Below are 24798 nucleotides of genomic sequence, written 5' to 3' on the forward strand. Positions count from 1 at the left end.
TTTATGGTTTATAATTTGTTACTAACTCTAAACCCTAAACAACCAACCACAAACTTATACAGAATGAATATCACTTTTTCATTAGACGAAATTAATGAAGTTGCCCAGCAAATTTTAGATCAAAATCCCAACAAAGTGATTCTTTTTCACGGCGAAATGGGAGCTGGAAAAACAACTTTAATTAAAGCTTTAGCCAAAAAATTGGGTGTAAATGACGTCACAAGCAGCCCTACTTTCTCTTTAGTTAACGAATATCAAAACACTGAAAATCAAACAATTTATCATTTTGATTTTTATCGATTAAAAACTGAAATCGAAGCTTTGGATATGGGAGCAGACGAATACCTTTATTCTGGAAATTGGTGTTTTATTGAATGGGCAGAAAAAATTCCTAGTCTTATTCCTGATTCCCATTCGATTATTACAATTTCTATAGCAGAAGACAACAAGCGTTTTTTAGAATTAAGCTAATAAAAAAAATTAATTCTAATTTTTTCTGTAAATTGTACCACTAATTTAACATTACAATGGCAGTATCTCCATTTACAAAACAACAATTATTACCTCAAGAAGAAAAACTTGAAATAGCAAGACACAAAAGCGAACTCTTTATAGGCATTCCGAAAGAAACAAGCTATCAAGAACGTCGCATTTGCTTGACACCCGATGCCGTAAATTCATTGACTTATCAAGGACATCGCGTAATGATAGAAGCTGGTGCAGGAGAAAGTTCAAGTTATTCTGACAAGGAATATTCACAAGCAGGTGCCGAAATTACTAATGATACAAAGAAAGTTTTTGGTTGTCCGATAATTTTGAAAGTCGAGCCAGTAACTTTAGCCGAAATAGAATTGATCAGTACAAATTCAATCATAATTTCAGCCATTCAATTAAAAACAAGACAGAAATCGTATTTTGAAGCTTTAGCTAAGAAAAAAATAACAGCTCTCGCTATCGAATATATAAAAGACGACGATGGCTCCTATCCTATTTTGAAATCTTTGAGTGAAATTGCAGGAACAGCTTCCATTTTAATTGCTGCCGAATTAATGATTACCAATGAATTTGGCAAAGGGTTATTATTCGGAAATATTACAGGCGTAGCTCCTACTGATGTGGTTATTCTTGGAGCTGGAACTGTTGGAGAGTTTGCCGCAAAAACAGCTTTGGGCTTAGGCGCAAATGTGAAAGTTTTTGACAATTCTATTAGAAAATTGCGCTGTTTGCAAAATAATTTGAACCAACGAATATTCACTTCGACCATTCAAACCAAGTCGTTATTAAAAGCCCTAAGAAGATGTGATGTAGCTATTGGCGCAATGCGTGGCAAGGAACGTTGCCCTGTAATTGTTACCGAAACTATGGTCGAACACATGAAAAGAGGTGCTGTAATTGTTGATGTGAGCATTGATTCTGGAGGATGTTTCGAAACCTCGGAAGTAACTTCGCATGAAAAGCCAACCTTCATCAAAAATAATGTTTTGCACTATTGTGTTCCCAACATTCCTTCTCGATATTCTAAAACAGCCTCGCTTTCTATCAGTAATATCATCACTCCTTATTTGTTACAAATTGCCGAAGATGGAGGAATAGAAAGTGCTATCAGATGCAATAATGGTTTAAAAAATGGAGTGTATTTATACCACGGAATCCATACTAACAAGGCCATCGGTGATTGGTTTAATTTGCCTAATAGCGATATAAATTTAATCGTGTTTTAATTAAACTTTCCTTTATATTTGCCGAAAATTAAAATATGAAATTCGTACACCGCTTTGCTTACTATTTATTGGGTCTAATAATGGGATCTTTTGTTGTTGCTGCTATATTTAGCGGAAAAGATACTCGTTGCAATTATTTTCCAAATGCTCGTGTTTTGAATGATTTAAGAACCAAACCTTTTTATTATTCAGAACAAGCTTCACAAGTATTAGCCGAAAAATGGATTGACACAACTGACATTAAAAACTGTTTGAAATATGGTGATGTAGATTTTGACAAAAGCAATATTGCTGTAGGAAATGGAAAACTCTATGTTATTGAAGGAAAAACAGTAAAAAACCAAGAAGTGACATTAAACGTGATTAATTATTCTGAAAAAGCAGTTTTAGATAAAATTATAAAAAGATAATTAGCGTCGAATTTATTTAATAAAAACATCGTAGGCAAACCTAATTAAAGTTCCAACAACTACAAACAAAAAGAAAATTCGAATAAATTTATTTCCTTTATTGATTGCTAATTTGGCACCAATCCAACCACCAAAAGCATTGCAAAAAGCCATTGGAATTGCAACTGCCCAGATGATTTTACCTTTCAACATAAACAAGCAAATAGAACCAAAATTAGTTGCTAGATTCACCATTTTGGCATTAGCAGAAGCGTGCAAAAAATCGAATCCCATCAAGGCAATAAAACCCAAAACCAAGAAACTTCCTGTTCCTGGGCCTATAAAACCATCATAAAAACCCACCACAAAACTGATAAGTACGGCATAAAGAATCTGAGTTTGGGAAGAATGACTTTTCTCAATATGTTGTCCAAAATTTTTCTGTGCATAAGTGTAAATAACCAAAAGCGAAAGGACAACTAGCAATAAAGGTTTCATAAAATCATTACTTACATATGTCAACAAAGTCGAACCCAAAAAAGCCGATGGAAACGCCAAAAGCATCATAATAGCTAGTAATCTCCAGTTCATATCCACTTTTTTTAAGTATTGATATGCTGCAAAAGAAGTGCCACTAAAAGCAGGTATTTTTAAGGTTCCAATAATGGAGGAAACCGATACATTTGGCAGCAAAATCAAAGCTACCGGAGTTTGAATCAATCCACCACCACCTACAACTGCATCAATGAATCCTGCAAAAAATGAGGCTAAACAAAGCAGGATAATAATGTAAGATTCCATTTTTTATAAAATTTCATCAAATGTACTACAAGTTTATGGCTTTATTCGTTAATTTGTCTTCGTTTAAAAAAAATTAAAAAAATCAAATTTCAAATGGATTCAACACGAATAATAGAATTGATAAGTTATTCATTACCAACAATAATAATGGCGTTTGTGGCGTATAGTTTCTTCGAACTTTACACCAAAAATGAGAATGCAAAAAGAAACTATTTATTGCAAAAAGAATCAAAACCAGATACTTTATCACTACGTTTACAGGCCTACGAGCGAATGACATTGTTTTTGGAACGCATCAACCCATCGCAACTATTGGTTCGAATTTCTCCAATTTCAGAAAACAAAACAGATTATCAAAACTTTGTAATTGCGCAAATCGAACAAGAATACGAACACAATTTAGCACAACAAATTTATGTTTCGAATGAATGTTGGTCCACAATAACTACAGCTAAAAACGCTACCATTCAAATGATTCTTTTGGCGGCTAAAAGCGAAAAAATTAGTGATGCACATCAGTTACGAGAATTAATTCTAAACGATTTATTGACAAAACCATCTCCAAGTAGTATTGCATTAGAATTCCTCAAAAACGAAGTTAGCCAGTTGTGGTAGTGTAAAAGTCGCTTTGCTCCTGTTTTTTTAGCCAAAGATTATTGGATTAAACTGATTTTATCATGAAATTATCGTTCCTCGTATAGTTTCAATAATTGCGTTACGGTATTCCAATTTCTAATTGTTGCTGTTACGTTCAATTTTTTCTCGATATATTTCTGGTCGAATCTTGTTTTTCCTGCTCCAACAGCATATTTTATGTAAATTCTGTTGGCATCAATACTAGCTTCGTCGGGTTTAACCTGACTCATTTTCAGATCATTGATACTGTCACTTCGCAATTCGGTAGAAATAAAAGCAAAATACAATTTTTTGATGTCAATATCTTTCTCTTTTAAAAAAGGATTGTTTTTAAAACAGGCTTCTATATCTGCTTTGGCAATAACTACAACAGGAACTTCGTGACCAAGCGTCTTGAAAATTTCCTGCTTGATTTTGAAACCCACAGCGGCAGGATTTTCCTCCTCAGTATCGACAAAAACATTACCCGATTGAATATAGGTTTGCACGTTTTTAAAACCAATAGCTTCCAAAGTGGTTTTCAAAACCTCCATTTTTATCATATTGTGACCAGAAACATTGATGCCACGAAGAAGAGCTAGATGGGTTGTCATTTTTATTTTATGTTTTATATTTACATTTTATCCAACAAAATAATATTTAAAATATTTTCATCGGGATCAAAAACATTACATTCACAGTTCTCTTCGTTTTCAATTTCTTTTTGAAAATAATTTCCCTCAATATAATCATATTCTAATTCATAAAGATATCTTGGATTCTCTTTGTTACAATCCTCAAATTTATCTTCAAAATAATCTCTTATTTTATTTTCTAATTTATTCTTATAAAATAAATTAGGAACTAAAACCTTAAAATTATTATCACACTCACTTAAATATAAATCCCCTTGTACACGCCATTCTCTTTCCCAAGTGAAATCTACAAAAGGTTTTTTTGGAAATTCATTGTATTTAAATGAAGGTTCAAACTTTGCAAATCGCCATTTTATGTCATTTGATAATTTATTCAAACACGAATTTTCCATATAAAGAGCAGGTCTTCCAGAATAAATTTTATAAATTTCCTCTTTATCAAACATCAACCCAAATTTTTTGTAATTTGAATAATTCGTGTGATTTGTAAATCCATACTCCATAATTATTTTTAATGGTGTTTCTGTCAAACAAACAATTTCATTATCTTCTAAATTTTTTAATTTAGTCGCATTTATACATTTATCAATTATGATAGAACACAAATTTTCAAATGCTTCATCGTCATTTTTTCCTTTTGTAAAATGAATTAGTGTACTTGATAAATCGGGTCTTTTAAATTCATTCATATAAAAATATTTTTCTCCCAAATATAAACATTTCCAAACGACAATATTTTCAATTTTGAAGAAATTGATTATTATTTTAACCGCGTTTTTATTATCAAATTATTTCAACAGCAAATTCATTGTCAAAAAAATCAACATTTTCAAATTCCTATTTTCCAAACAAAAAACTATCTTCGCTTCATCAAATAAAAAATCCGTTTTTATCCGTGTCTTTACGAAGTAAATCCGTGTCATCCGTGTCCAAATGCAGCAAAACCTATTAGAAACTTCCATCGAATACCTCAAAGGCGTCGGTCCCAACCGCGGGACTTTGCTGCGCAAGGAATTGGGAATTCACAAGTACGGTCATTTGCTCAATTTTTTTCCCAATCGTTACATCGACAGGACACGCTATTACAAGATTAACGAATTGCAGAACAATGTTGCCGAAGTTCAAGTCATTGGCAAAATTATCAACATCAAAACCGTTGAGTTTGGCAAAAACCAAAAACGATTGGTCGCCACATTCGTGGACGATACGGGACAAATGGAACTCGTATGGTTTCAAGGGCACAAATGGATTCGGGAGAGTTTGAAACTCAATGAAATCTGCGTGATTTTCGGAAAATGTACTTCGTTTGGAAACACTTTCAATATGGCGCATCCCGAAATTGAGTTGATGACGGAGCACCAACAAAGTCTGCGCTCGGCGATGCAACCCGTTTATCCATCGACCGAAACTTTGGCAAACCGAGGCATTTCGAATCGGGTCATCAATAAAATGATGCAGCAATTGTTCGTGGAAACCCAAGCCAAATTCAGCGAAACTTTGCCCGATTATTTGATTGCCGAATTGAAACTGATTCCAAAAAATGCGGCTTTGTTCAATATTCATTTTCCAAAAAGTGCCGAAGCTTTGGCGAAAGCCCAATTCCGATTAAAATTCGAGGAATTGTTTTATATTCAATTGCAATTAATTACCAAAAACCTGATTCGGAAGCATAAAATCAAAGGACATCCGTTTACGAAAGTGGGCGACTATTTCAATAATTTTTACCAAAATCACCTGCCTTTTGAATTGACCAATGCCCAAAAAAGAGTCGTCAAGGAAATCCGAATCGATATGGGAAGCAACGCCCAAATGAACCGATTACTGCAAGGCGACGTAGGATCGGGAAAAACCATCGTGGCTTTGATGAGTATGCTTATAGCTTTAGATAACGGCTTTCAATCCTGCTTGATGGCACCAACAGAAATTTTGGCCAACCAACATTTCAACGGTTTAACTGAGTTATCCAAAGAATTGAATATCAATATAAAAATACTGACTGGTTCCACCAAAACTGCAGCTCGAAAAATCATTCACGAAGAACTCGAAAACGGCAGCTTGCACATTCTCATTGGTACACACGCTTTATTGGAAGACAAAGTAAAATTTCAAAATTTGGGCTTGGCCGTGATTGACGAGCAACATCGTTTTGGGGTAGAACAACGATCAAAATTATGGAAGAAATCCAATCCTAACCCCTCTGATGAAGGAGAACATATTCCGCCACACGTTTTGGTAATGACCGCCACGCCTATTCCGCGGACTTTAGCGATGAGTTTGTATGGTGATTTGGATATTTCAGTGATTGACGAATTGCCTCCGGGACGAAAACCCATTCAAACTGTGCATCGATTTGATAGCAATCGACTGAAAGTATGGAAATTTATTCGAGACGAAATTGCCATTGGCAGACAAATTTACATCGTTTATCCACTGATTGAAGAATCGAAAACAATGGACTTAAAAGATTTGATCGACGGCTACGAAAGTATTTCTCGCGATTTTCCGTTGCCACAATATGCCATTTCCATCCTTCACGGCAAAATGAAACCAGCCGAAAAAGATGCCGAAATGAAACGCTTTGCTGAAGGAAAAACCAACATTATGGTCGCCACCACCGTGATTGAAGTGGGCGTGAATATTCCGAATGCCAGCGTGATGATTATCGAAAATGCGGAACGTTTTGGATTGTCGCAACTCCACCAACTTCGAGGTCGCGTGGGTCGTGGTGCCGAACAAAGTTATTGCATCCTGATGACCAGCCACAAATTGAGCGCCGACGGCAAAACCCGAATGGAAACAATGACACGAACCAACGATGGTTTCGAAATTGCCGAAGTCGATCTCAAATTACGTGGCCCTGGCGATTTAATGGGAACACAACAAAGCGGTGTTTTGAACCTTCAAATTGCAGATATTGTTCGAGATAGAGATATTTTAGAATTGGCTCGCAATTATGCCTTGAAAATCCTAAAAGACGATGCCCCGATGCAAAAACCGGAAAATGCCGTTTTGAGAGCCACTTACATCGAGTTGACCAAGAAGAAAAACATTTGGAATTATATTAGTTAAAGTGCGCTGAATAGCACACGGGTAAAACAGATTTACTTCCTAAAAACACTGATAAAAAATCGATTTTTTTTAAATTAAATTAAACCATTGTATTTTTTTCCGTGTCTAACTAAATTGTCATTTTTAGAGTATTAAAATTCATTGTTAATCAGTTGTTAAATAATTAACATAACTCCCATTTTTACGAATTCTAAAACCTAAATTTGTCATTATATACAAAACGAGAAATCTAATCTCACTTTCTGGACTATTATGAAAATAAAACACATCGTTTATACCTTGCTAATTATTGGTTTCGGATCATTTATTGCATACCGAATTGTTTCAAATAAAAATAAAAATGGCGATTCTAAAGGAAAGGATGGCAAAAACAAAGAAATAACCGTTAATGGAATTGTCATAAAAACAGAAACTTTCGACAATACTATTTCGCTTTCTGGTTCTATTGAAGCCAATGAACAAGTAGAAATTCGCTCTGAAATTTCTGGAATTGTAGAAGGAATTTATTTTAAAGAAGGCAGCAATGTTTCAAAAGGACAATTGCTTTTTAAAGTAAATGATGTCGAATTGAGAGCGCAATTGCAACAAGCCAAAACCAAACAAGGATTGGCTTCTGAAAACGAAAGAAGAGCCAAATTATTACTCGCAAAAGAAGCCATCAGCCAAGAAGAATATGATGTGGCCAGAGCTGATTTCAAATTGGCACAATCTCAAGTACAACTTATTGATGCACAAATTGCCAAAACTTCGGTAAGAGCGCCCTTTTCTGGAAAAATTGGTTTACGCTCCATTTCACCCGGAACCTACATCACTCCTAGCCTTTTGGTTGCCAAATTGGTGAACGTTGGTCAATTAAAAATCACTTTTTCAGTACCTGAAAAATATGCCAACCAAATAAAAGTCAATTCGAATTTGAGTTTTACCGTTGTGGGGACTTCTGAAAAGCATTTTGCCAAAGTGTATGCCATCGAACCCGAAATTGAAATCGCTACCCGAACTTTACAAATCAGAGCTTTGGCAGAAAACAAAGATGGAAAATTATTGCCTGGAACTTTTGCCAACGTCGAATTGCCATTGGATGTTATAAAAGATGCCGTCGTGATTCCAACAGAAGCCATCGTTCCTGTTCAAAACGGAAAAAAAGTTTTTATATCCAATAACGGAAAAGCGACCGAAATTATGGTAGAAACAACTACAAGAACTGACGCATCTGTTTTAGTCCTTTCTGGGCTTAAAGTTGGAGACACCCTGATTACAAGTGGTGTAATGTCTTTGAAAAAAGAATCTCCAGTTAAAATAAAAATCAAAGGCTAAGATTTATTAGGTTTTGAGTTATGGATTTTAATTATCTATTCTCTTCATTCTAAAATCTAATGTCTAAAATCTAAAGTCACAATGAGTTTATCAACCACCAGCATAAGAAGACCCGTTTTTACAATCGTTATCAATCTAGCCATAGTCTTGTTTGGAATTATTGGTTACACTTTTCTTGGCGTTCGAGAATTTCCTTCCATTGATCCTGCTCAAGTTTCGATTCGAACCAGTTATACGGGAGCCAACGCCGATATTATTGAGTCCCAAATCACAGAACCTTTAGAAAAAGCCATTAATTCGATTGATGGAATTCGGAATGTAACTTCATCGAGTCTTCAAGGAAGTAGCAATATTACAGTTGAATTCAATTTGAATAAAAATTTAGAAGAAGCCGCCAATGATGTTCGTGACAAAGTTTCGCAAGCCACTCGGAATTTACCCCAAGATATCGATGCACCACCTGTAGTTTCAAAAGCTGATGCCAATGGGGATGCCATTATTTCGATGACCGTTCAGAGTGATTCCAGAAATCCATTGGAACTGAGTGATTTTGCCGAAAATGTAATCGCCCAGCGACTTGAAACCATCCCAGGAGTAAGCGGAGTACAAATTTGGGGACATAAAAGATATGCAATGCGTTTGTGGATTGATCCCGTAAAACTAGCTTCCTACGGCTGTACCGTTTCTGAAGTTAGAATAGCTCTAAACAAACAAAACGTAGAATTGCCTTCTGGAAAAATTACTGGGAATAATACCGAACTTACTGTAAAAACAATAGGAAACCTCTCCTCTGCCGAAGAATTCAACAATATAATCATTCGTACTGAAGGCGATAAAATAGTTCGCTTTAGCGATATTGGAACAGCTAGTTTAGGACCTGAAAATTTAGAAACTAAAATGAGTCAATCTGGAATGCCATTAGTTGGTGTTGCGGTTGTACCACTTCCAGGCGCTAATTATCTAGACATTTCGAAAGCTTTTTATAAAGAATTCGCTGCTTTGAAAAGAGATTTACCCAAAGATATCAATATAAACATTGCTCTTGACAACACCGTTTTTGTAAAAAATTCGGTGATTGAAGTAGCCGAAACTTTAGGAATTTCAATCATTTTAGTAATCTTGATTATCTTTTTGTTTTTCAGAGATTGGGCTATTGCATTTCGTCCATTGATTGACATTCCTGTTTCATTGATTGCAACATTTTTCATAATGTGGCTCTTTGGATTTTCGATAAACGTACTGACTTTGCTCGCCATTGTACTGGCAACTGGATTAGTTGTTGATGATGGAATTGTGGTGACCGAAAATATTTTCAAAAAAGTGGAAGAAGGAATGACTCCCATTGAAGCCGCTATCAAAGGATCAAACGAAATCTTTTTTGCTGTAATTTCCATTTCCATCACCTTGGCAGCCGTATTTCTTCCTGTAATTTTCCTCGAAGGATTTGTAGGTAGATTGTTTAGAGAATTTGGCGTCGTCATAGGAGCTGCGGTATTAATTTCGGCTTTTGTTTCGCTTACGCTTACGCCAATGCTAAATGCGTATTTGATGAAAGGTGGCGTTCAAAAAAAATCGAAATTTTATCTTCAAACCGAACCTTTTTTTCAAAAATTAAACAGTGGCTATGCCAATGCTTTAGAGAGTTTTATGAAAAAAAAATGGCTAAGCTTCCCAATACTAATCGTCTGTTTTGGACTGATTTATTTGTTTTTTAATCTCTTACAAAAAGAAACCGCTCCGTATGATGACCGAAGTGCTTTGACGATTAGAACCAATACTGCCGAAGGTTCAAGTTATGAATATACTGAAAGGTTTATGCAAGAACTTTCAAGAATTTTGGACGATTCTATTCCTGAAAAAAAAGTAGCTTTGGTTATTACAGCTCCAGGATTTCTGGCTTCATCGGTTAATAGCGGCTTCATCAGAATTGCCCTGAAACAACCCGATGAAAGAAAACTTTCTCAAAAAGAAATAGCCGAAAAACTAACTAAAATAACCAACAAATATCCCGAAGCCAAAACATCGGTCACTGAACAACCAACAATTTCAGTAAACAGACGTGGTGGATTGCCTATACAATATATTATTCAAGCTCCTAATTTCGAAAAATTGGAGGAAAAAATTCCTCTATTTATGGACGAAGTTTCTAAAAGTGAAACTTTTTCGGTTACGGATGTGAATCTCAAATTCAACAAACCCGAAATCAATGTTTCTATCAATCGAGAGAAAGCTGAAAGTTTAGGAATATCGGTGATTGACATTGCCCAAACCTTGCAACTTTCGTTAAGCGGACAACGTTTTGGTTATTTTATGCGAAACGGAAAACAATACCAAGTCATTGGTCAATTTGAACAAAAAGACCGTTCCAAACCCTTGGATTTAACTTCGATGTTTGTCAAAAACAACAAAGGCGAATTGATTCAAATGGACAATGTAATGACTATCGAAGAGCAAAGTAATCCGCCTCAATTGTTTCATAACAACCGCTATATGTCGGCAACCGTTTCGGCAGGACTTGCTCCGGGCAAAAGCATTAGCGATGGAATCGAAGTAATGAATGAAATAAAAGCCAAAGTGCTGGACGATACTTTTACAACCGATTTGGGTGGAGAATCTAGGGATTTTGTCGAAAGTAGTTCGAATACTTCTTTCGCTTTTGGATTGGCTTTGTTATTGATATTTTTGATTTTATCAGCACAATTCGAAAGTTTCATCGATCCATTTATTATTATTTTAACCGTGCCAATGGCTGTTGCTGGAGCCTTATTCTCATTGTGGTTATTTGGTCAAACTTGGAATATATTTAGCCAAATCGGAACCGTAATGCTCATTGGGTTGGTAACCAAAAACGGAATCTTAATTGTCGAATTTGCAAACCAACTGCGTGAACAAGGAAAAACAAAATACGATGCCATTATAGAAGCTTCGGAAGCACGACTTCGACCTATTTTAATGACAAGTTTGGCCATTTCATTGGGAGCATTGCCTATTGCGTTGTCACTTGGTGCAGCATCAACGAGTAGAATTGGAATGGGAGTTGTTATCGTTGGTGGAACTATTTTCTCCTTGATTTTAACCTTGTTTGTAATTCCTGCTTTGTACTTGATGTGGTCAAAAGCTCGAAAACATTATCCAGAATTTGATCATATCGAAGAATATGAAAAGGAAATTAAATAATTTATTAGCCACGAATTCACGAATTTAATTTTCTAAAATTCATGGCAAAAAAATAAAAATATGAACACTAAAATTCTATTCCGCAGTTTACTGGTTTTCTTCTTTTGCATTGCAAAAATGGATGCGCAAGAAGTTTTAACTATCGAAAACGCCTTGAAAATAGCCTTGGAAAACAATTTTGAAATCAAAATGGCTTCCAATAATTTAACGATTGACAAAACCAATGTAGCCAAGGGAAACGCAGGAATGTTACCCAAAGTAACCGCCACCTTGGTCGATGCCAACAGCGTTCAAAATAGTTCGCAAACCCGACAAGACGGAACAGTTAATGCTCTTGATAATGCCAAAAACAACAGCTTGAATTATGGTGTTGGATTGGATTGGACGGTTTTTGACGGTTTTAAAATGTTTGCCAAATTAGACCAATTGAAAGAATTGCAAAAATTGGGAGAAGCCCAGCTAAAAAGAACTATTATTCTAAAAATCAGTGCCGTTAATGCAGTTTATTATGACTTAGTCCAACAACAACAGCAATTGGCAGCTTTAGACACCACCATCGTTATTTCGACCCAACGCTTGACTTTGGCACAAAATCGGTTTAACATAGGAAAAGCTTCCAAATTGGAAGTCTTGAATGCCCAAGTAGATTTGAACACAGACAAAGTGGCCCTTTTGCGTCAAAAAGAATCTTATGCCAATAGAAAAATTGCCTTGAATCAAATTTTGGCCAGAGATTCAAAAATAGATTTTAAAGTGGTTGATGAAGTTACTGTGGATGATAAATTAGTCCTTGCTGATTTAATGGCCTTGGCCGAAAAACAAAATCCACAATTAGAATCTGAAATTATCAACAAAAGGATTTCTGAATTAGATCTGAAGCAAATCAAAGGGGAACGTTATCCTACATTAAACTTGACTTCGGGTTACAACTTTGCTGAAAGCCATTCTAGTCTGGGGTTTACCTCTCAATCTTCGGCACACGGACTCAATTATGGATTGAGAGCTTCCTTAAATTTATTTGATGGTTTTGCTCAAAACCGTAACGAGAAAATTGCCAAACTTCAAATTGAAAACTCCAAAATTGCTATTGAACAACAGAGTCTTTTGTTAAATTCTGAATTGTCAACAGCATTTCAAACCTATTTGACCAATCTGGAATTGATTCAATTGGAAGAAAAAAACGAAGCTATTGCCAAACAAAATTTAAGTATTACTGTAGATAAATTTAAAATTGGAACTATAACCACCATCGAATTTAGAGCGGCACAATTGAATTACATCAATGCCAAAGTGCGCTACAGCAATGCCCAATTTCAGGCAAAATTATCTGAAATTGCCCTGAAAGAATTGGCGGGAAATATGAGTTTTTAGTTTATTTTTGTCCAAAAAAAATCTAAATGATAGCATATAATCCGAAAATATGGCGTTCTTACATCTTTAGCTTTCGCAAATCAGATTCTTTTAGAACCTTATTACCTTTTATACTTTTAATTGCTATTTATTCTGGCGGTATAGCTTATTTAGAAGTAGAATATCTTCAATTAGATGATACGAGTCACTTTAAAAACCTTTCTTTGATTCACACAACATTAGGTTTTGTAATCTCTTTGCTATTAGCCTATCGAATCAACTCAGCCTATGATCGTTGGTGGGAAGGAAGAAAATTATGGGGTGCTTTGGTTAACAACAGCCGCAATTTGGCCATAAAACTTTCAGTGATATTAAAAGAAGAAAAGGATTTGGCTTACTTCCGTAAATTAATTCCAAGCTATGCTTCTATGTTAGACAAACATTTGAAAGATGAAGAAACAAGTATGCTTTTATTTGATGATGTAGATTTAGCAATAAATCATCACAAACATAGACCCAATCAAATCGCAAAAATGTTGTTTCAAAAAATCCATACACTATATGAAGCCAAAAAAATATCAGGCGATGAACTAATAATTTTGAATGCAGAAATTCAATCTTTCACCGATATTTGCGGAGCTTGTGAACGTATTAAAAACACACCTATCCCCTATTCTTACAGTACTTTTATCAAAAAATTTATTTTCCTTTTTATACTAACACTTCCCTATTCTTATGTATTTTCTTTGGGGTATTATGTAATTGCGGTGGTGCCCTTTATTTTTTATGTATTGGCCAGTATTGAATTAATTTCAGAGGAAATAGAAGAGCCTTTTGGTACTGACGCAAATGATTTACCAATCAAAAAAATTGCCGAAAACATCAAAAAACACGTTGAGGAATTGCTTTAATTTTTTTTATAAAGTTTTGTTGTTTCAATAGTTATTTTCATTAAATTTCAAATTCTGTTTTTTAATAAAATAAATTATGAAGTTAAACCGGGCTTTAATAAATCCACCCAATTTGTCTAACGAAAAATCGTTAAAAACCTTAGTGGAAAACAGGACCGTTTACTCTTTAAATCATTGTGAACTTAATCTTTTTGAGACCTACGAATCTTCTGCATTGGTTCCTTTAAAATTCAATGATTTGGTGGTAACCAGCATGCTGAGAGGCAAAAAAGTAATGCATCTTTTTGATGATCCGGCTTTTGAGTATTTACCAGGGGAAACAGTTGTCGTTCCTTCAAAGGTAGAAATGAAAATCGATTTTCCGGAAGCCGCTCTCCATAATCCCACGCAATGTTTGGCTTTGGCCATTGACCAAACAAAAATTACCGAAACCTTACAGTTTCTTAACGAACGCTATCCAAAAGAAGGTAACGACCAGTTTTGGCATTTGAATTACCAAAATTATTTCTTCTTTAATAATGTGGAATTGGCAACGACCATCAATAAATTAATAAAAGAATGCTTAAGTACTTCGATTACAAAAGATGTTCTTGCTGATTTGACTTTACAGGAATTATTGATTCGAATTATACAAACACAAACCGCAAAAGCCATTGATGACGGATTGTTTACAGATCCGAAAAACCCAATTACACCAGTGATTGAATTTATTCGATTGAATTTGAGAGAAAACATCAATATGAAGCATTTAAGCGAAAAAGCAAGTATGAGTTCTGCCTCTTTCTACCGACTTTTCAAAAGAGAATTAGGAATGAGTCCTATAGAATTTATAATAGGCGAAAAAATTAGATGCGCCAAACAACTACTCAAAAATCCTACGATACAAATCAACGAAGTGTGCTATTTATCTGGATTTGAAGATTCCAATTACTTCATTCGATTGTTCAAAAAATACGAAGGAATTACGCCAAAACAATATCAATTATTATATGTAAGTTAGGCTATTCGATAAATATAAGAGGCTCAAGCGATTGCTCCTCTTCTGGCGTGAAAATTCGATATTCAATTCGGAATGTTTTTTTTAAAGGAGTTTCCAAAGAAAATCCTCCTACTCCAAAAGCATCAATCACATCCAAAGTAAAATGGGCGTGTTTCCAATATTCGAATAAATCCTTGTCAACCCAAAATTCAGTGTTTTCTATTGTACCAATGCATACATCGCCCATTCTTTGATAAAATCCTCCTTTTTCGAAACATTGTGGCTGCGTTCCTTCGCAACATCCTCCAGCTTGGTAAAACATCAAATCACCGTGCTTTTCTTGTAAAATTTTGATTAATTCTACTGCTTTTTCTGTGGCATCAATTCTTTTTATCATCTTTTTTAATTTAAAATAAAACCCGACAAATAATACAATCTGCCGGGCTTAGAATTAGCTAAAACTATAAAATCTATTAAAAGAAACCTAATTTCTTTTTATCGTAGGAAATCAACATATTTTTTGTTTGACGATAATGCCCCAACATCATTTTGTGATTTTCACGACCAATCCCTGATTGTTTGTACCCTCCAAAAGGTGCGCCAGCCGGATAAGAATGGTATTGGTTAACCCAAACACGTCCAGCCTGAATCGCTCTTGGAACCTGGTAAATTTCGTGCGCATCACGGGTCCAAACTCCAGCTCCCAAACCATACATCGTATCATTTGCAATAGCGATAGCTTCTTCAGTAGTTTTGAAAGTTGTCACAGCCAAAACAGGTCCAAAGATTTCTTCCTGAAAAATACGCATTTTATTATTCCCTTTGAAAAGTGTCGGTTTGATATAATAACCTCCTGAAATATCACCTTCCATATGATTTTCAGCACCTCCAATTAAAATTTCGGCACCTTCTTCTTTTCCTAATTTGATGTAGGAAAGAATTTTTTCTTTTTGAACCAATGAAGTTTGCGCCCCCATCATAGTCGTTCTATCTAATGGATTCCCCAATTTGATTGCCGCAGTTCTTTCGATTACTCGGGCAATAAATTTTTCATATATGTCTTCGTGAATCAATAATCTGGAAGGGCAAGTACAAATTTCCCCTTGATTTAAAGCAAACAATACAGCACCTTCAACGGCTTTGTCAAAGAAATCATCATCGGCATCAGCCACTGATTTCAAGAAAATATTTGGAGATTTTCCACCCAATTCCAATGTCACGGGAATAATATTTTCGGTAGCATATTGCATCACCAAACGACCCGTTGGTGTCGAACCTGTGAAGGCAGCTTTTGATACTTTTTTATTGGTAACCAAAGTCCTTCCAAGTTCGGCACCAAAACCATTGACAATATTTACCACTCCAGGAGGAAGAATGTCGCCAATTAATTCCATTAATACCAAAATAGAAATTGGAGTGCTTTCGGCTGGTTTTAAAACTACGGTATTTCCTGCAGCCAATGCTGGAGCAAGTTTCCAAACAGCCATTAAAATTGGAAAATTCCAAGGAATAATTTGTGCAATTACTCCCAATGGTTCACTCAAGGCAATCGAAACGGTTTGTGAATCCAGTTCAGCTATAGAACTCTCCTCAGCACGAATTACACTAGCAAAATAGCGAAAATGATCAATTGCCAAAGGAATATCGGCGGCTAAAGTTTCCCGAATTGCTTTTCCATTATCAACAGTTTCAACTGTGGCAATGTATTCGAGATTATCTTCAATGACTTGGGCAATTTTGTTCAATAATATACTACGCTCCGTAACCGAGGTTTTTCCCCAAGTATGAAAAGCTTCATAGGCAGTGTCAACAGCTAAATCAATATCGACTTTAGTAGAATGAGCTGCCCTTGTAAATACTTTTCCATCTATTGGAGAAACTACATCAAAATATTGACCACCAATGGGCGCAACAAATTTTCCTCCAATATAATTATCATACGTTGCCTTAAATTCAGGTCTTTTTACTAACTGGTTCATAACTTTATCTGTTTTAATTTTTTCAAAAATAGTTTCATATTTAGCACCAGAATAGCACAATTCATTCAAATAATAGCATAAAATTTTACTATGTGTTTTTTTTATGTTATTTTATTAATAATTTAATAAATATTTAAGTTTATGATTACATAATTGCTATTTAAGATAGAATTAAATAGGCGAATTCAATTATAAAAAACAAAAAAAATTGTTTCTTACTCCAATCTGCAATCCTTATATTTGCACTCTCATTAAAATTCTCAAATGAAAATATCATACAACTGGTTAAAACAATTCATAAAAATAGACTGGAAATCTGAAGAAACTGCGGCATTATTGACCGATTTAGGTCTTGAGGTAGAAGTAGTCGAAAAATATCAGTCCGTAAAAGGAGGTTTAGAAGGTATTGTCGTAGGTCATGTTCTTACTTGTGTTCCGCATCCAGACGCCGATCGTTTGAAAGTAACCACCGTTGATTTAGGAAATGGCATTCCAGTTCAAATTGTTTGTGGCGCATCAAATGTTGCTGCGGGTCAAAAAGTACCTGTGGCCACCATTGGAACTACTTTATATGACAAAGAAGGCGTTGCCTTTCAAATCAAAAAAGGAAAAATTAGAGGTCAAGAAAGTCACGGAATGATTTGCGCCGAAGATGAATTAGGTCTAGGCGAAAGTCACGAAGGCATTATGATTCTTGACAACGCTATCAAAGCGGGAACTACAGCTGCTAGCGTTTTCAAAATAGAAAATGATGAAGTTTTCGAAATTGGATTGACTCCCAATCGTGCCGATGCGATGAGCCATTTTGGAACAGCTAGAGATTTAAGAGCTGGTTTATTGCAATCTGGAGTCAAAGTAGAATTAATTTCTCCATCAGTAAGTAATTTTAGAATTGACAAAAGAATTCTTAAAATTGATGTTAGTGTCGAAAAACCACTTTTAGCACCAAGATATTGTGGTGTAACTATTTCTGGAATAACCGTAAAACCATCACCCGCTTGGTTACAAAACCGCTTGAAATCTATTGGATTAAATCCAAAAAATAATATTGTAGATGTTACTAATTATGTTTTACACGAATTAGGACAACCACTTCACGCTTTTGATGCATCCAAAATTCACGGCAAAGTAATTGTAAAAACACTTCCTTCAGGAACCAAATTTACAACCTTAGACGATGTAGAAAGAAGTTTGCACGAAGAAGATTTAATGATTTGTGATGAAAAAGGGCCTTTATGTATTGCTGGTGTTTTTGGAGGAAAAGATTCGGGAGTTTCAGATATGACCACTTCTATTTTCTTAGAAAGTGCCTATTTTAATCCTGTAAGCATAAGAAAAAGTGCCAAAAGACATCAATTAAATACCGATGCTTCTTTCCGTTTTGAAAGAGGAATTGATCCAACCATCACGGAATATGCCTTGAAACGCGCCGCCTTGTTGATTCAAGAAGTAGCTGGTGGTGAAATCACTTCGGATATTGTTGATATTTATCCAAAGAAAATTGCTGATTTTCCGGTGGTTTTAAATTTCAATAATGTTAAGAAAATTATTGGTCAAGAATTATCTAAAGAAATCATTAAAAACATCTTGGCTTCGCTGGAAATCAAGGTAAACAGTGTTTCGGATGCTGGTTTAGGACTAACAATTCCAGCATATCGTGTGGATGTACAAAGAGAAATCGACGTTATCGAGGAAATTCTTCGTGTGTATGGTTACAACAATATCAAGTTTTCGGATAAATTGAATGCAACAGTTTCTAATGCGCCAAGAACCGAAGATTATAAAGTGCAAAACGTTGTTGCTTCTCAACTGAATTCACAAGGTTTTCACGAAATGATGGCCAATTCATTAACGACTTCTTCCTACGTTCAATTGACTGAAATGCTCAAAGAAGAACATAATGTATTGATGTTAAATCCATTGAGTAATGATTTGGGAGCTATGCGTCAGTCTTTGTTGTTTTCAGGATTGGAAGCCATCTCTTATAATATCAATCGCAGAAATTCTGATTTGAAATTCTTTGAATTTGGAAAAACCTACCATAAATTTCCAGCAGGGTATGAAGAACAGAAACACTTAACAATGTTCATCACTGGAAACCGAAATCAAGAAAACTGGACTAATGCCCAAAAACCTACTGATTTCTTCCTGTTCAAAGGGTATGTAAATGCTGTTTTAGAACGATTGGGAATCAAAAAAACACAAAGCGTTCCTGTTACATCCGATGTTTTCTCTGAAGGAATTGCTATCGGTTTAGGCAATGACATTTTGGTAGAATATGGTGTGGTAAAAAAATCAATATTAAAACATTTCGACATCAAACAAGAAGTTTTGTTTGCTGATTTCAATTGGGCATTGATTTTGAAACTGCTTTCCAATAGAATCAAATTTGTCGAAATTCCAAAATATCCAGAAGTTCGAAGAGATTTGTCTTTGTTATTAGATGAGAACGTTTCTTTTGATGCTGTTTACAATCTTGCTAGACAAACAGAGAAATCATTGTTGAAAGACATCAGTTTGTTTGACGTGTATCAAGGCAAAAATCTTCCAGAAGGTAAGAAATCCTATGCGGTAAGCTTCACGATTCAAGATAATACTAAAACCTTGACCGATGTACAAATTGACAAAATTATGGGCAAGTTGCAAAAAAACCTAGAAACTGAGTTGGGTGCTAGTTTAAGGTAATTTATTAACCCTATAAACCAATGAAGGTCATTTAAGTTTGCCTCTAATTATAGCGAAATGCCAATCCTGAAATTTAGGATTGGCATTTTTATTTTAGGAATATTATTGATCTAGCTTTAAAAAAATCTAGGAGTGATCATTTTTTCGACATTTTTGAAAATTTCATAGCGCAAGAAAATTTCATGAGAACCAGCATTATAATGTTGAAGTTGAGTGGTTTCGTGATCGTAGCCATAGCCAATATAGATTCCATCAGAAACCTGAAATCCAGCCATAGCACTTACTGATGCACTCCACCTATAAGCAACACCAAGTACAAATTTATTACTAAACATAAAATTTCCTGATAAATCAACTTGAAGCGGCGCTCCCTCGACAATTTTTGTCAATACTGTAGGTTTGAATTTAACAGTATTTGAAAAATTAAATACATATCCTGCAATTAAATAGTAATTAATTTTTTCTTTGAAAATGGCTACCTCATTATCATTATAACGATTTGTTTCGATAAAATTTGGAATAGAAAATCCAATGTATGCTCTATCCGAATGTAAATAAAGACCAGCACCAATGTTAGGAGAAAAGTTGCTATAGTTTTGAAGTGATGGATCTGAATACTGCACAGGATCCAATTTGGCAATGTCTAAATTAAACAAATTTGCCGTAGCCTTGACACCAAAAGAGAGTTTAAAAAACGTAGAAGTTTTGATGCTGTATGACAAATCTGCCGAGATGGTATTCTCCTGAACAGGACCTATTTTATCATTTATTATAGAAACACCCAAACCAAGATTACTTGCGTTTAAGGGGGTATTGATAGATGCAGTATTAGTGACCGGCGCTCCATCTATTCCTACCCATTGTGTGCGATGCAAGGCAAATATACTCATGGCTCCTCTTGACCCTGCATAAGCTGGATTGATATTTATAGTATTATACATATATTGTGTAAACTGAGCGTCTTGCTGAGCATAATTTGTAAACACTACAAACATCAAAACGAGTGTTAGTATTTTCTTTTTCATTTTTATCATTATTATAATACCCTGAAACTAGTTATTTCTGGGTGTAGTAGCTATTAAATTAATTTACTAAATACAAGAACCCTTCTTCCCTTTTAGTTTGGATTTTATTTTTACTAGTATAAAAATTATAATTCAAAATGTAAAAATAAGTTCCAGTTGGTAAACCAGCCCCTTGTTTTATTACGTTTTTACCCCGTGCAATTCCATTAAAATTATTTTTTTCGTTATTATAATTTTTGGTCGAAAAAACTAATAAACCTTGACGATCAAATATTTCAACCGAATTCTCAGGATAACATGTTACTTCATCGATATTGTCAATAACAAAAGTTGAATTCATTGCGTCTCCGTTTGGTGAGAAAGCATTGTGAACTAATACGGTACCACAACCTAACACAAAACTCTGATCGAGTTTTACAGTAACAATATAGTTGGTTAAACAGGTGTCAGTAAGAACAGTGTAGTGAAAAATATACTCGCCAGCCGCCTTGTTCATTGGGTCTAAATAACTTCCGTTAAGGAAACCTGTATTGTTTATATCTAACCACAGTCCGTTTGAAGGTGTGCCTTGAGGAAGAAAACTATTTAAATCTACCGGCGAGGCATTCACTGTATTGATGACTTCAGGAACTGTTATGGCTATTATTGTTGGGTTTATGGCAATATTAGTACCATTATCAGTACTAATAATAGCAGGTGAACTACTCGTTACTCTTATTCTGTAGCCTGTTCCCGCCAAAGTAGTAGCAGGAATGGTAACCTGAATTGCACCAGTTGAAGTAGCAGATAAGGTTCCAATATTTACTGGATTATCAAAACTTCCTGCGGCGTTGCTCAACTGTGCTGTAAAGATATTGCCCGCGTTCATAGCAGTAGCGGTAAAAGGTAAATTGAACGTACCGCCAAGACAAACATCTGCGCTAACGATACCCGTACTGATGGTACCTTTCACAATCGCAGCTTTAGCCGTTCCCAGATTATGCCTCTTTGTGCCAACGGTAAACGCAATTTTTTTTCCTCCAGCCTGCAAAGTCCCTCCCGCATTCGAGATGAGCTTTCGGCCGATGCTTTGGGCATTTACAGTACTGACTAATGCCAGTAGTATAAAGAGGAAGAAAGTTATTTTTTGTTTCATTGTATCATTTTTTTAATGATCATTTTTTGTATTCTATATTTTCATTTAAATTTAATTTTTCAGAAAGAATAAAAATTTAATATGTAAAATCAACAGCCCAACTAAGTCTAGCTGCGTTTGGACTACTATTAGGTGCAATTACAATTTCAATTTCATCCCCTGCAATTACAGTAAAGGAATCTGTTGTATCGGATCCTGAAGTTGCAGAATTACCTGAAATAGTAGTTGAAACGGTAGTACTTGAACCATTTTTATTAATAGTTATAGTGTAGCTATTACCAGTACCGGCGTTAGTACTTGATTTGACATATAAATTTCTAATAGTTCCTGAACGTGAAACAAGTGTTCTAGTTCCTACAGATGAAGAAGACGTTGCTTGGCTTGATATTGTTCCCATTACTGGATAATAAATAGTGGAAGAAGTGCTAGCACTACTATTATTCGTATTCCCAGTTAACATCATTGTACCCCCATTTACCCAAACAGGAGCTGATGTACCCGCACTTTGTAAAATCTGTTTTGCAGTTCCTGCTGCACTAGTTGCAGCTACAGTTGTAGAGGAACCATACATAATACCTCCTTGCGTAAGATCAGTACTTTGTCCTGTACCGCCATTGGCAACTGGCAAAACACCTGTAACACCAGTAGTTAAAGGTAAACCTGTTAAGTTTGTAGCTACTCCAGAAGTAGGAGTTCCTAAAATAGGAGTAACCAAGGTAGGAGAAGTTGCTAAAACCACAGCACCTGTTCCTGTTTCATCTGTCAAAGCTGATGCAATATTTGCAGAGTTAAACGAACCTAGTGAAGTTGCATTTCCTATGGAAGTAATTGCACCCGTTAAATTAGCATTAGTTGTTACTGTGGCAGCATTACCTGTAGTATCTTGATTTAAAGTTGGTATATCTCCTGCTACTAAGTTTGCACCTGCTGTAACTCTACCTTTTGCATCTACGGTAACTTTAGAATAAGTTCCAGCAGTAACACCAGAATTTGCAAGTGTTGTCGCAAGTCCTAAAGAAGTTACATCTCCAGACAAAGCACCTGGAGTACCCAATACACCACCAGAAACTGTCACAAAACCTGTTCCCGAAGGAGCTGGTCCGGTTGCTCCAGTATCACCTTTTGCTCCAACTGCTCCATCAATTCCATTTGTTCCATTTGTTCCAGCTACACCTTGAATACCTTGGATTCCTTGGTCACCTTTTTCTCCTTGGTCGCCTTTTAAACCTTGAATTCCTTGCGCTCCAGTATCACCTTTTGCTCCAGTAGCTCCGTCAGCTCCATTTGTTCCTGCTATTCCTTGAATACCTTGGATTCCTTGGTCACCCTTTTCTCCTTGGTCACCTTTTAATCCTTGAATTCCTTGCGCTCCAGTATCACCTTTTGCTCCAACTGCTCCATCAATTCCATTTGTTCCTGCTATTCCTTGAATACCTTGGATTCCTTGGTCACCCTTTTCTCCTTTTTCTCCTTGGTCGCCTTTTAAACCTTGAATTCCTTGGATTCCTTGGTCACCTTTTTCTCCTTGGTCGCCTTTTAAACCTTGAATTCCCTGCGCTCCAGTATCACCTTTTGCTCCAGCAGCTCCGTCAGCTCCATTTGTTCCTGCTATACCTTGAATACCTTGGATTCCTTGGTCACCCTTTTCTCCTTGGTCACCTTTTAATCCTTGAATTCCTTGCGCTCCAGTATCACCTTTTGCTCCATCAATTCCATTTGTTCCTGCTATACCTTGAATACCTTGGATTCCTTGGTCACCCTTTTCTCCTTTTTCTCCTTGGTCGCCTTTTAAACCTTGAATTCCTTGCGCTCCAGTATCACCTTTTTCTCCTTGGTCTCCTTTTAATCCTTGAATTCCTTGGGGTCCTTGGGGTCCAGACAAAGTATTTGCTGCTACATAATCAACTACTGCTTTTACACTTGGATATTTTGTAACTGAACTAGCGTCTGAAACAACATTATTTGATCTGTTTGCAGTATCTTCTTTTAACGCAAGACCATCAGTCAAGTCTGTTGTTGATGCTTTCGAATCCAAAGCCGCTTGCATAGCATCTGCAGTTGCACTAATGATCCATCCTGAACCAATATAACAATACAATCCTTTTACACCATCGGTTTGAAATACTACCAAGCCCATAGCAGGAGATGCGATTGCTTCTCTTTGCGTTTGGGTCATTCTAGGCAGTAAAAAACCTTTGGTAGTCGATTCTAATTCTAATACTGCACTTGGCGATATAGACATTTGGTTATTACCAATTTTTTGAACTACCTGAGCAGAAACACTGGTTGCTATTAAACTAAAAAGCAGCACAATCAATCCAAATTTTAAAGTGTTTTTATACATTTTATTATAATTTTTAATGATTAATCAATTAAAGACCAGTAGTTTCCAATAGCTTGAACACGAATGGTTTTTGGATAATTTAGTGAGGTAAAGGTACTTGAGTCAGTAATATGTATAGGACTACTAAATGACAATGTATTGTTTGTTTCGTCAGTTTTTCGAATCACATAAACTCTACCTTGGCAACTTGAAGCATCTGGCAATGTCACAGTGAAATCACCTCCTGTAGCATTACATAAAACTGTGTAATTTCCAACTCCTAGTGTTGTATTACTCACCACCGAAATAATATTATTGGTCAAAGCACCACTAATATTCGTAACCCCTGTGAATGTTTTATTCCCAGCAATAGTTTCATTTTCTGTTAAGTGAACAACATTTGTGTTGTCTGCTTTTAAACCTAGAGCAGTTGTAGTTTCAGCAGCGTTAGCTTTGGTTGCGATATCTGAAGCCAATCCATCAGTTGTTGCTTTTACATCTGAAGCGTTAGCTTTGGTTGCTAGAGCTGTTGTAGTCTCTGCAGCATTTGCTTTGGTTGCTATATCTGCGGCCAATCCATCGGTGGTTGTTTTTACATCCGCAGCGTTTGCTTTAGTTGCTATATCAGAAGCCAAACCATCGGTGGTTGCTTTTACATCCGAAGCGTTA

19 protein-coding genes and 1 pseudogene are annotated in these 24798 nt (G+C 35.7%); 11 read left to right on the forward strand and 9 right to left on the reverse strand.

Annotated features, from left to right (window positions below; all coding sequences use genetic code 11):
* The first annotated feature begins 63 nt into the window (after positions 1-63).
* The 3 genes from tsaE to C3L50_RS12270 are packed head-to-tail and all read left to right on the forward strand — an operon-like array spanning position 64 to position 2131.
* Positions 64-471 (forward strand): tRNA (adenosine(37)-N6)-threonylcarbamoyltransferase complex ATPase subunit type 1 TsaE, encoded by a 408-nt coding sequence (tsaE, locus tag C3L50_RS12260; RefSeq protein ID WP_103806494.1) that lies wholly within the window; start codon positions 64-66, stop codon positions 469-471.
* A 56-nt stretch (positions 472-527) separates the two neighbouring features.
* Positions 528-1721: an alanine dehydrogenase gene (locus C3L50_RS12265; RefSeq protein WP_103806460.1), complete on the forward strand. Its 1194-nt coding sequence runs from the start codon at positions 528-530 to the stop codon at positions 1719-1721.
* A 35-nt stretch (positions 1722-1756) separates the two neighbouring features.
* A complete protein-coding gene (locus tag C3L50_RS12270) occupies positions 1757-2131 on the forward strand; it encodes a DUF4258 domain-containing protein (protein ID WP_103806461.1) in 375 nt (124 codons plus the stop codon).
* 12 nt (positions 2132-2143) lie between these two features.
* Here C3L50_RS12270 and C3L50_RS12275 read toward each other — a convergent pair whose 3' ends face one another.
* Complete coding sequence (locus C3L50_RS12275) at positions 2144-2911, reverse strand: sulfite exporter TauE/SafE family protein (RefSeq protein WP_103806462.1); 768 nt, start codon at positions 2909-2911, stop codon at positions 2144-2146.
* A gap of 93 nt (positions 2912-3004) precedes the next feature.
* Here C3L50_RS12275 and C3L50_RS12280 point away from each other — a divergent pair, with 93 nt between their 5' ends.
* Positions 3005-3526 (forward strand): DUF7935 family protein, encoded by a 522-nt coding sequence (locus C3L50_RS12280; RefSeq protein ID WP_103806463.1) that lies wholly within the window; start codon positions 3005-3007, stop codon positions 3524-3526.
* 68 nt (positions 3527-3594) lie between these two features.
* On the opposite strand, the gene C3L50_RS12285 is transcribed toward C3L50_RS12280, so the two are convergent.
* Positions 3595-4140, reverse strand: coding sequence for a DUF1697 domain-containing protein (locus C3L50_RS12285; protein WP_103806464.1), 546 nt, complete (start codon positions 4138-4140; stop codon positions 3595-3597).
* A gap of 20 nt (positions 4141-4160) precedes the next feature.
* Complete coding sequence (locus C3L50_RS12290) at positions 4161-4871, reverse strand: hypothetical protein (RefSeq protein WP_103806465.1); 711 nt, start codon at positions 4869-4871, stop codon at positions 4161-4163.
* A 244-nt stretch (positions 4872-5115) separates the two neighbouring features.
* Here C3L50_RS12290 and recG point away from each other — a divergent pair, with 244 nt between their 5' ends.
* The 6 genes from recG (at position 5116) to C3L50_RS12320 (ending at position 15003) form a co-directional block, all read left to right on the forward strand.
* Complete coding sequence (gene recG, locus C3L50_RS12295) at positions 5116-7251, forward strand: ATP-dependent DNA helicase RecG (protein WP_103806466.1); 2136 nt, start codon at positions 5116-5118, stop codon at positions 7249-7251.
* Between the two features lie 252 nt (positions 7252-7503).
* Positions 7504-8565 (forward strand): efflux RND transporter periplasmic adaptor subunit, encoded by a 1062-nt coding sequence (locus tag C3L50_RS12300; protein WP_103806467.1) that lies wholly within the window; start codon positions 7504-7506, stop codon positions 8563-8565.
* A gap of 81 nt (positions 8566-8646) precedes the next feature.
* Positions 8647-11742, forward strand: coding sequence for an efflux RND transporter permease subunit (locus C3L50_RS12305; protein WP_103806468.1), 3096 nt, complete (start codon positions 8647-8649; stop codon positions 11740-11742).
* Positions 11743-11802: 60 nt separating this feature from the next.
* On the forward strand, positions 11803-13113 hold the full coding sequence (locus C3L50_RS12310; RefSeq protein WP_103806469.1) for a TolC family protein: 1311 nt from the start codon (positions 11803-11805) through the stop codon (positions 13111-13113).
* A 26-nt stretch (positions 13114-13139) separates the two neighbouring features.
* Positions 13140-14003, forward strand: a complete 864-nt coding sequence (locus C3L50_RS12315) for a bestrophin family protein (protein WP_103806470.1) — start codon at positions 13140-13142, stop codon at positions 14001-14003.
* Positions 14004-14079: 76 nt separating this feature from the next.
* Entirely contained in the window at positions 14080-15003 is a 924-nt protein-coding gene (locus tag C3L50_RS12320) for an AraC family transcriptional regulator (RefSeq protein WP_103806471.1), read from the forward strand.
* A 1-nt stretch (position 15004) separates the two neighbouring features.
* Here the strand turns inward: C3L50_RS12320 and C3L50_RS12325 are convergent, their stop codons facing one another.
* Positions 15005-15379 (reverse strand): DUF779 domain-containing protein, encoded by a 375-nt coding sequence (locus tag C3L50_RS12325; RefSeq protein ID WP_103806472.1) that lies wholly within the window; start codon positions 15377-15379, stop codon positions 15005-15007.
* Between the two features lie 76 nt (positions 15380-15455).
* Entirely contained in the window at positions 15456-16961 is a 1506-nt protein-coding gene (locus C3L50_RS12330) for an aldehyde dehydrogenase family protein (protein ID WP_103806495.1), read from the reverse strand.
* Between the two features lie 264 nt (positions 16962-17225).
* Here C3L50_RS12330 and pheT point away from each other — a divergent pair, with 264 nt between their 5' ends.
* Positions 17226-19646 carry a phenylalanine--tRNA ligase subunit beta gene (pheT, locus tag C3L50_RS12335; protein WP_103806473.1) on the forward strand — a complete coding sequence of 807 codons (2421 nt, stop codon included), beginning with the start codon at positions 17226-17228 and terminating at the stop codon, positions 19644-19646.
* Between the two features lie 116 nt (positions 19647-19762).
* Here the strand turns inward: pheT and C3L50_RS12340 are convergent, their stop codons facing one another.
* The 4 genes and pseudogenes from C3L50_RS12340 to C3L50_RS16350 form a co-directional block, all read right to left on the reverse strand.
* Entirely contained in the window at positions 19763-20671 is a 909-nt protein-coding gene (locus C3L50_RS12340; RefSeq protein ID WP_103806474.1) for a PorP/SprF family type IX secretion system membrane protein, read from the reverse strand.
* A 58-nt stretch (positions 20672-20729) separates the two neighbouring features.
* Positions 20730-21806: a gliding motility-associated C-terminal domain-containing protein gene (locus tag C3L50_RS12345; protein ID WP_103806475.1), complete on the reverse strand. Its 1077-nt coding sequence runs from the start codon at positions 21804-21806 to the stop codon at positions 20730-20732.
* 76 nt (positions 21807-21882) lie between these two features.
* A complete protein-coding gene (locus C3L50_RS12350; protein WP_103806476.1) occupies positions 21883-24150 on the reverse strand; it encodes a collagen-like protein in 2268 nt (755 codons plus the stop codon).
* A 20-nt stretch (positions 24151-24170) separates the two neighbouring features.
* A pseudogene (locus C3L50_RS16350) lies at positions 24171-24798 on the reverse strand (hypothetical protein); the annotation flags it as partial.

The sequence above is a fragment of the Flavobacterium alvei genome (assembly GCF_002920895.1).
GTDB classification, from domain to species: Bacteria; Bacteroidota; Bacteroidia; order Flavobacteriales; family Flavobacteriaceae; genus Flavobacterium; species Flavobacterium alvei.

Bases quoted from the DNA above. Each gene is read 5' to 3' on its own strand.
- recG (WP_103806466.1), top strand. From the start codon at position 5,116: ATGCAGCAAAACCTATTAGAAACTTCCATCGAATACCTCAAAGGCGTC.
- C3L50_RS12305 (WP_103806468.1), top strand. From the start codon at position 8,647: ATGAGTTTATCAACCACCAGCATAAGAAGACCCGTTTTTACAATCGTT.
- C3L50_RS12275 (WP_103806462.1), bottom strand. From the start codon at position 2,911: ATGGAATCTTACATTATTATCCTGCTTTGTTTAGCCTCATTTTTTGCA.
- C3L50_RS12265 (WP_103806460.1), top strand. From the start codon at position 528: ATGGCAGTATCTCCATTTACAAAACAACAATTATTACCTCAAGAAGAA.
- C3L50_RS12290 (WP_103806465.1), bottom strand. From the start codon at position 4,871: ATGAATGAATTTAAAAGACCCGATTTATCAAGTACACTAATTCATTTT.
- C3L50_RS12340 (WP_103806474.1), bottom strand. From the start codon at position 20,671: ATGAAAAAGAAAATACTAACACTCGTTTTGATGTTTGTAGTGTTTACA.
- pheT (WP_103806473.1), top strand. From the start codon at position 17,226: ATGAAAATATCATACAACTGGTTAAAACAATTCATAAAAATAGACTGG.
- C3L50_RS12310 (WP_103806469.1), top strand. From the start codon at position 11,803: ATGAACACTAAAATTCTATTCCGCAGTTTACTGGTTTTCTTCTTTTGC.
- C3L50_RS12300 (WP_103806467.1), top strand. From the start codon at position 7,504: ATGAAAATAAAACACATCGTTTATACCTTGCTAATTATTGGTTTCGGA.
- C3L50_RS12350 (WP_103806476.1), bottom strand. From the start codon at position 24,150: ATGTATAAAAACACTTTAAAATTTGGATTGATTGTGCTGCTTTTTAGT.
- C3L50_RS12315 (WP_103806470.1), top strand. From the start codon at position 13,140: ATGATAGCATATAATCCGAAAATATGGCGTTCTTACATCTTTAGCTTT.
- C3L50_RS12330 (WP_103806495.1), bottom strand. From the start codon at position 16,961: ATGAACCAGTTAGTAAAAAGACCTGAATTTAAGGCAACGTATGATAAT.
- C3L50_RS12280 (WP_103806463.1), top strand. From the start codon at position 3,005: ATGGATTCAACACGAATAATAGAATTGATAAGTTATTCATTACCAACA.
- C3L50_RS12270 (WP_103806461.1), top strand. From the start codon at position 1,757: ATGAAATTCGTACACCGCTTTGCTTACTATTTATTGGGTCTAATAATG.
- tsaE (WP_103806494.1), top strand. From the start codon at position 64: ATGAATATCACTTTTTCATTAGACGAAATTAATGAAGTTGCCCAGCAA.
- C3L50_RS12320 (WP_103806471.1), top strand. From the start codon at position 14,080: ATGAAGTTAAACCGGGCTTTAATAAATCCACCCAATTTGTCTAACGAA.
- C3L50_RS12345 (WP_103806475.1), bottom strand. From the start codon at position 21,806: ATGAAACAAAAAATAACTTTCTTCCTCTTTATACTACTGGCATTAGTC.
- C3L50_RS12325 (WP_103806472.1), bottom strand. From the start codon at position 15,379: ATGATAAAAAGAATTGATGCCACAGAAAAAGCAGTAGAATTAATCAAA.
- C3L50_RS12285 (WP_103806464.1), bottom strand. From the start codon at position 4,140: ATGACAACCCATCTAGCTCTTCTTCGTGGCATCAATGTTTCTGGTCAC.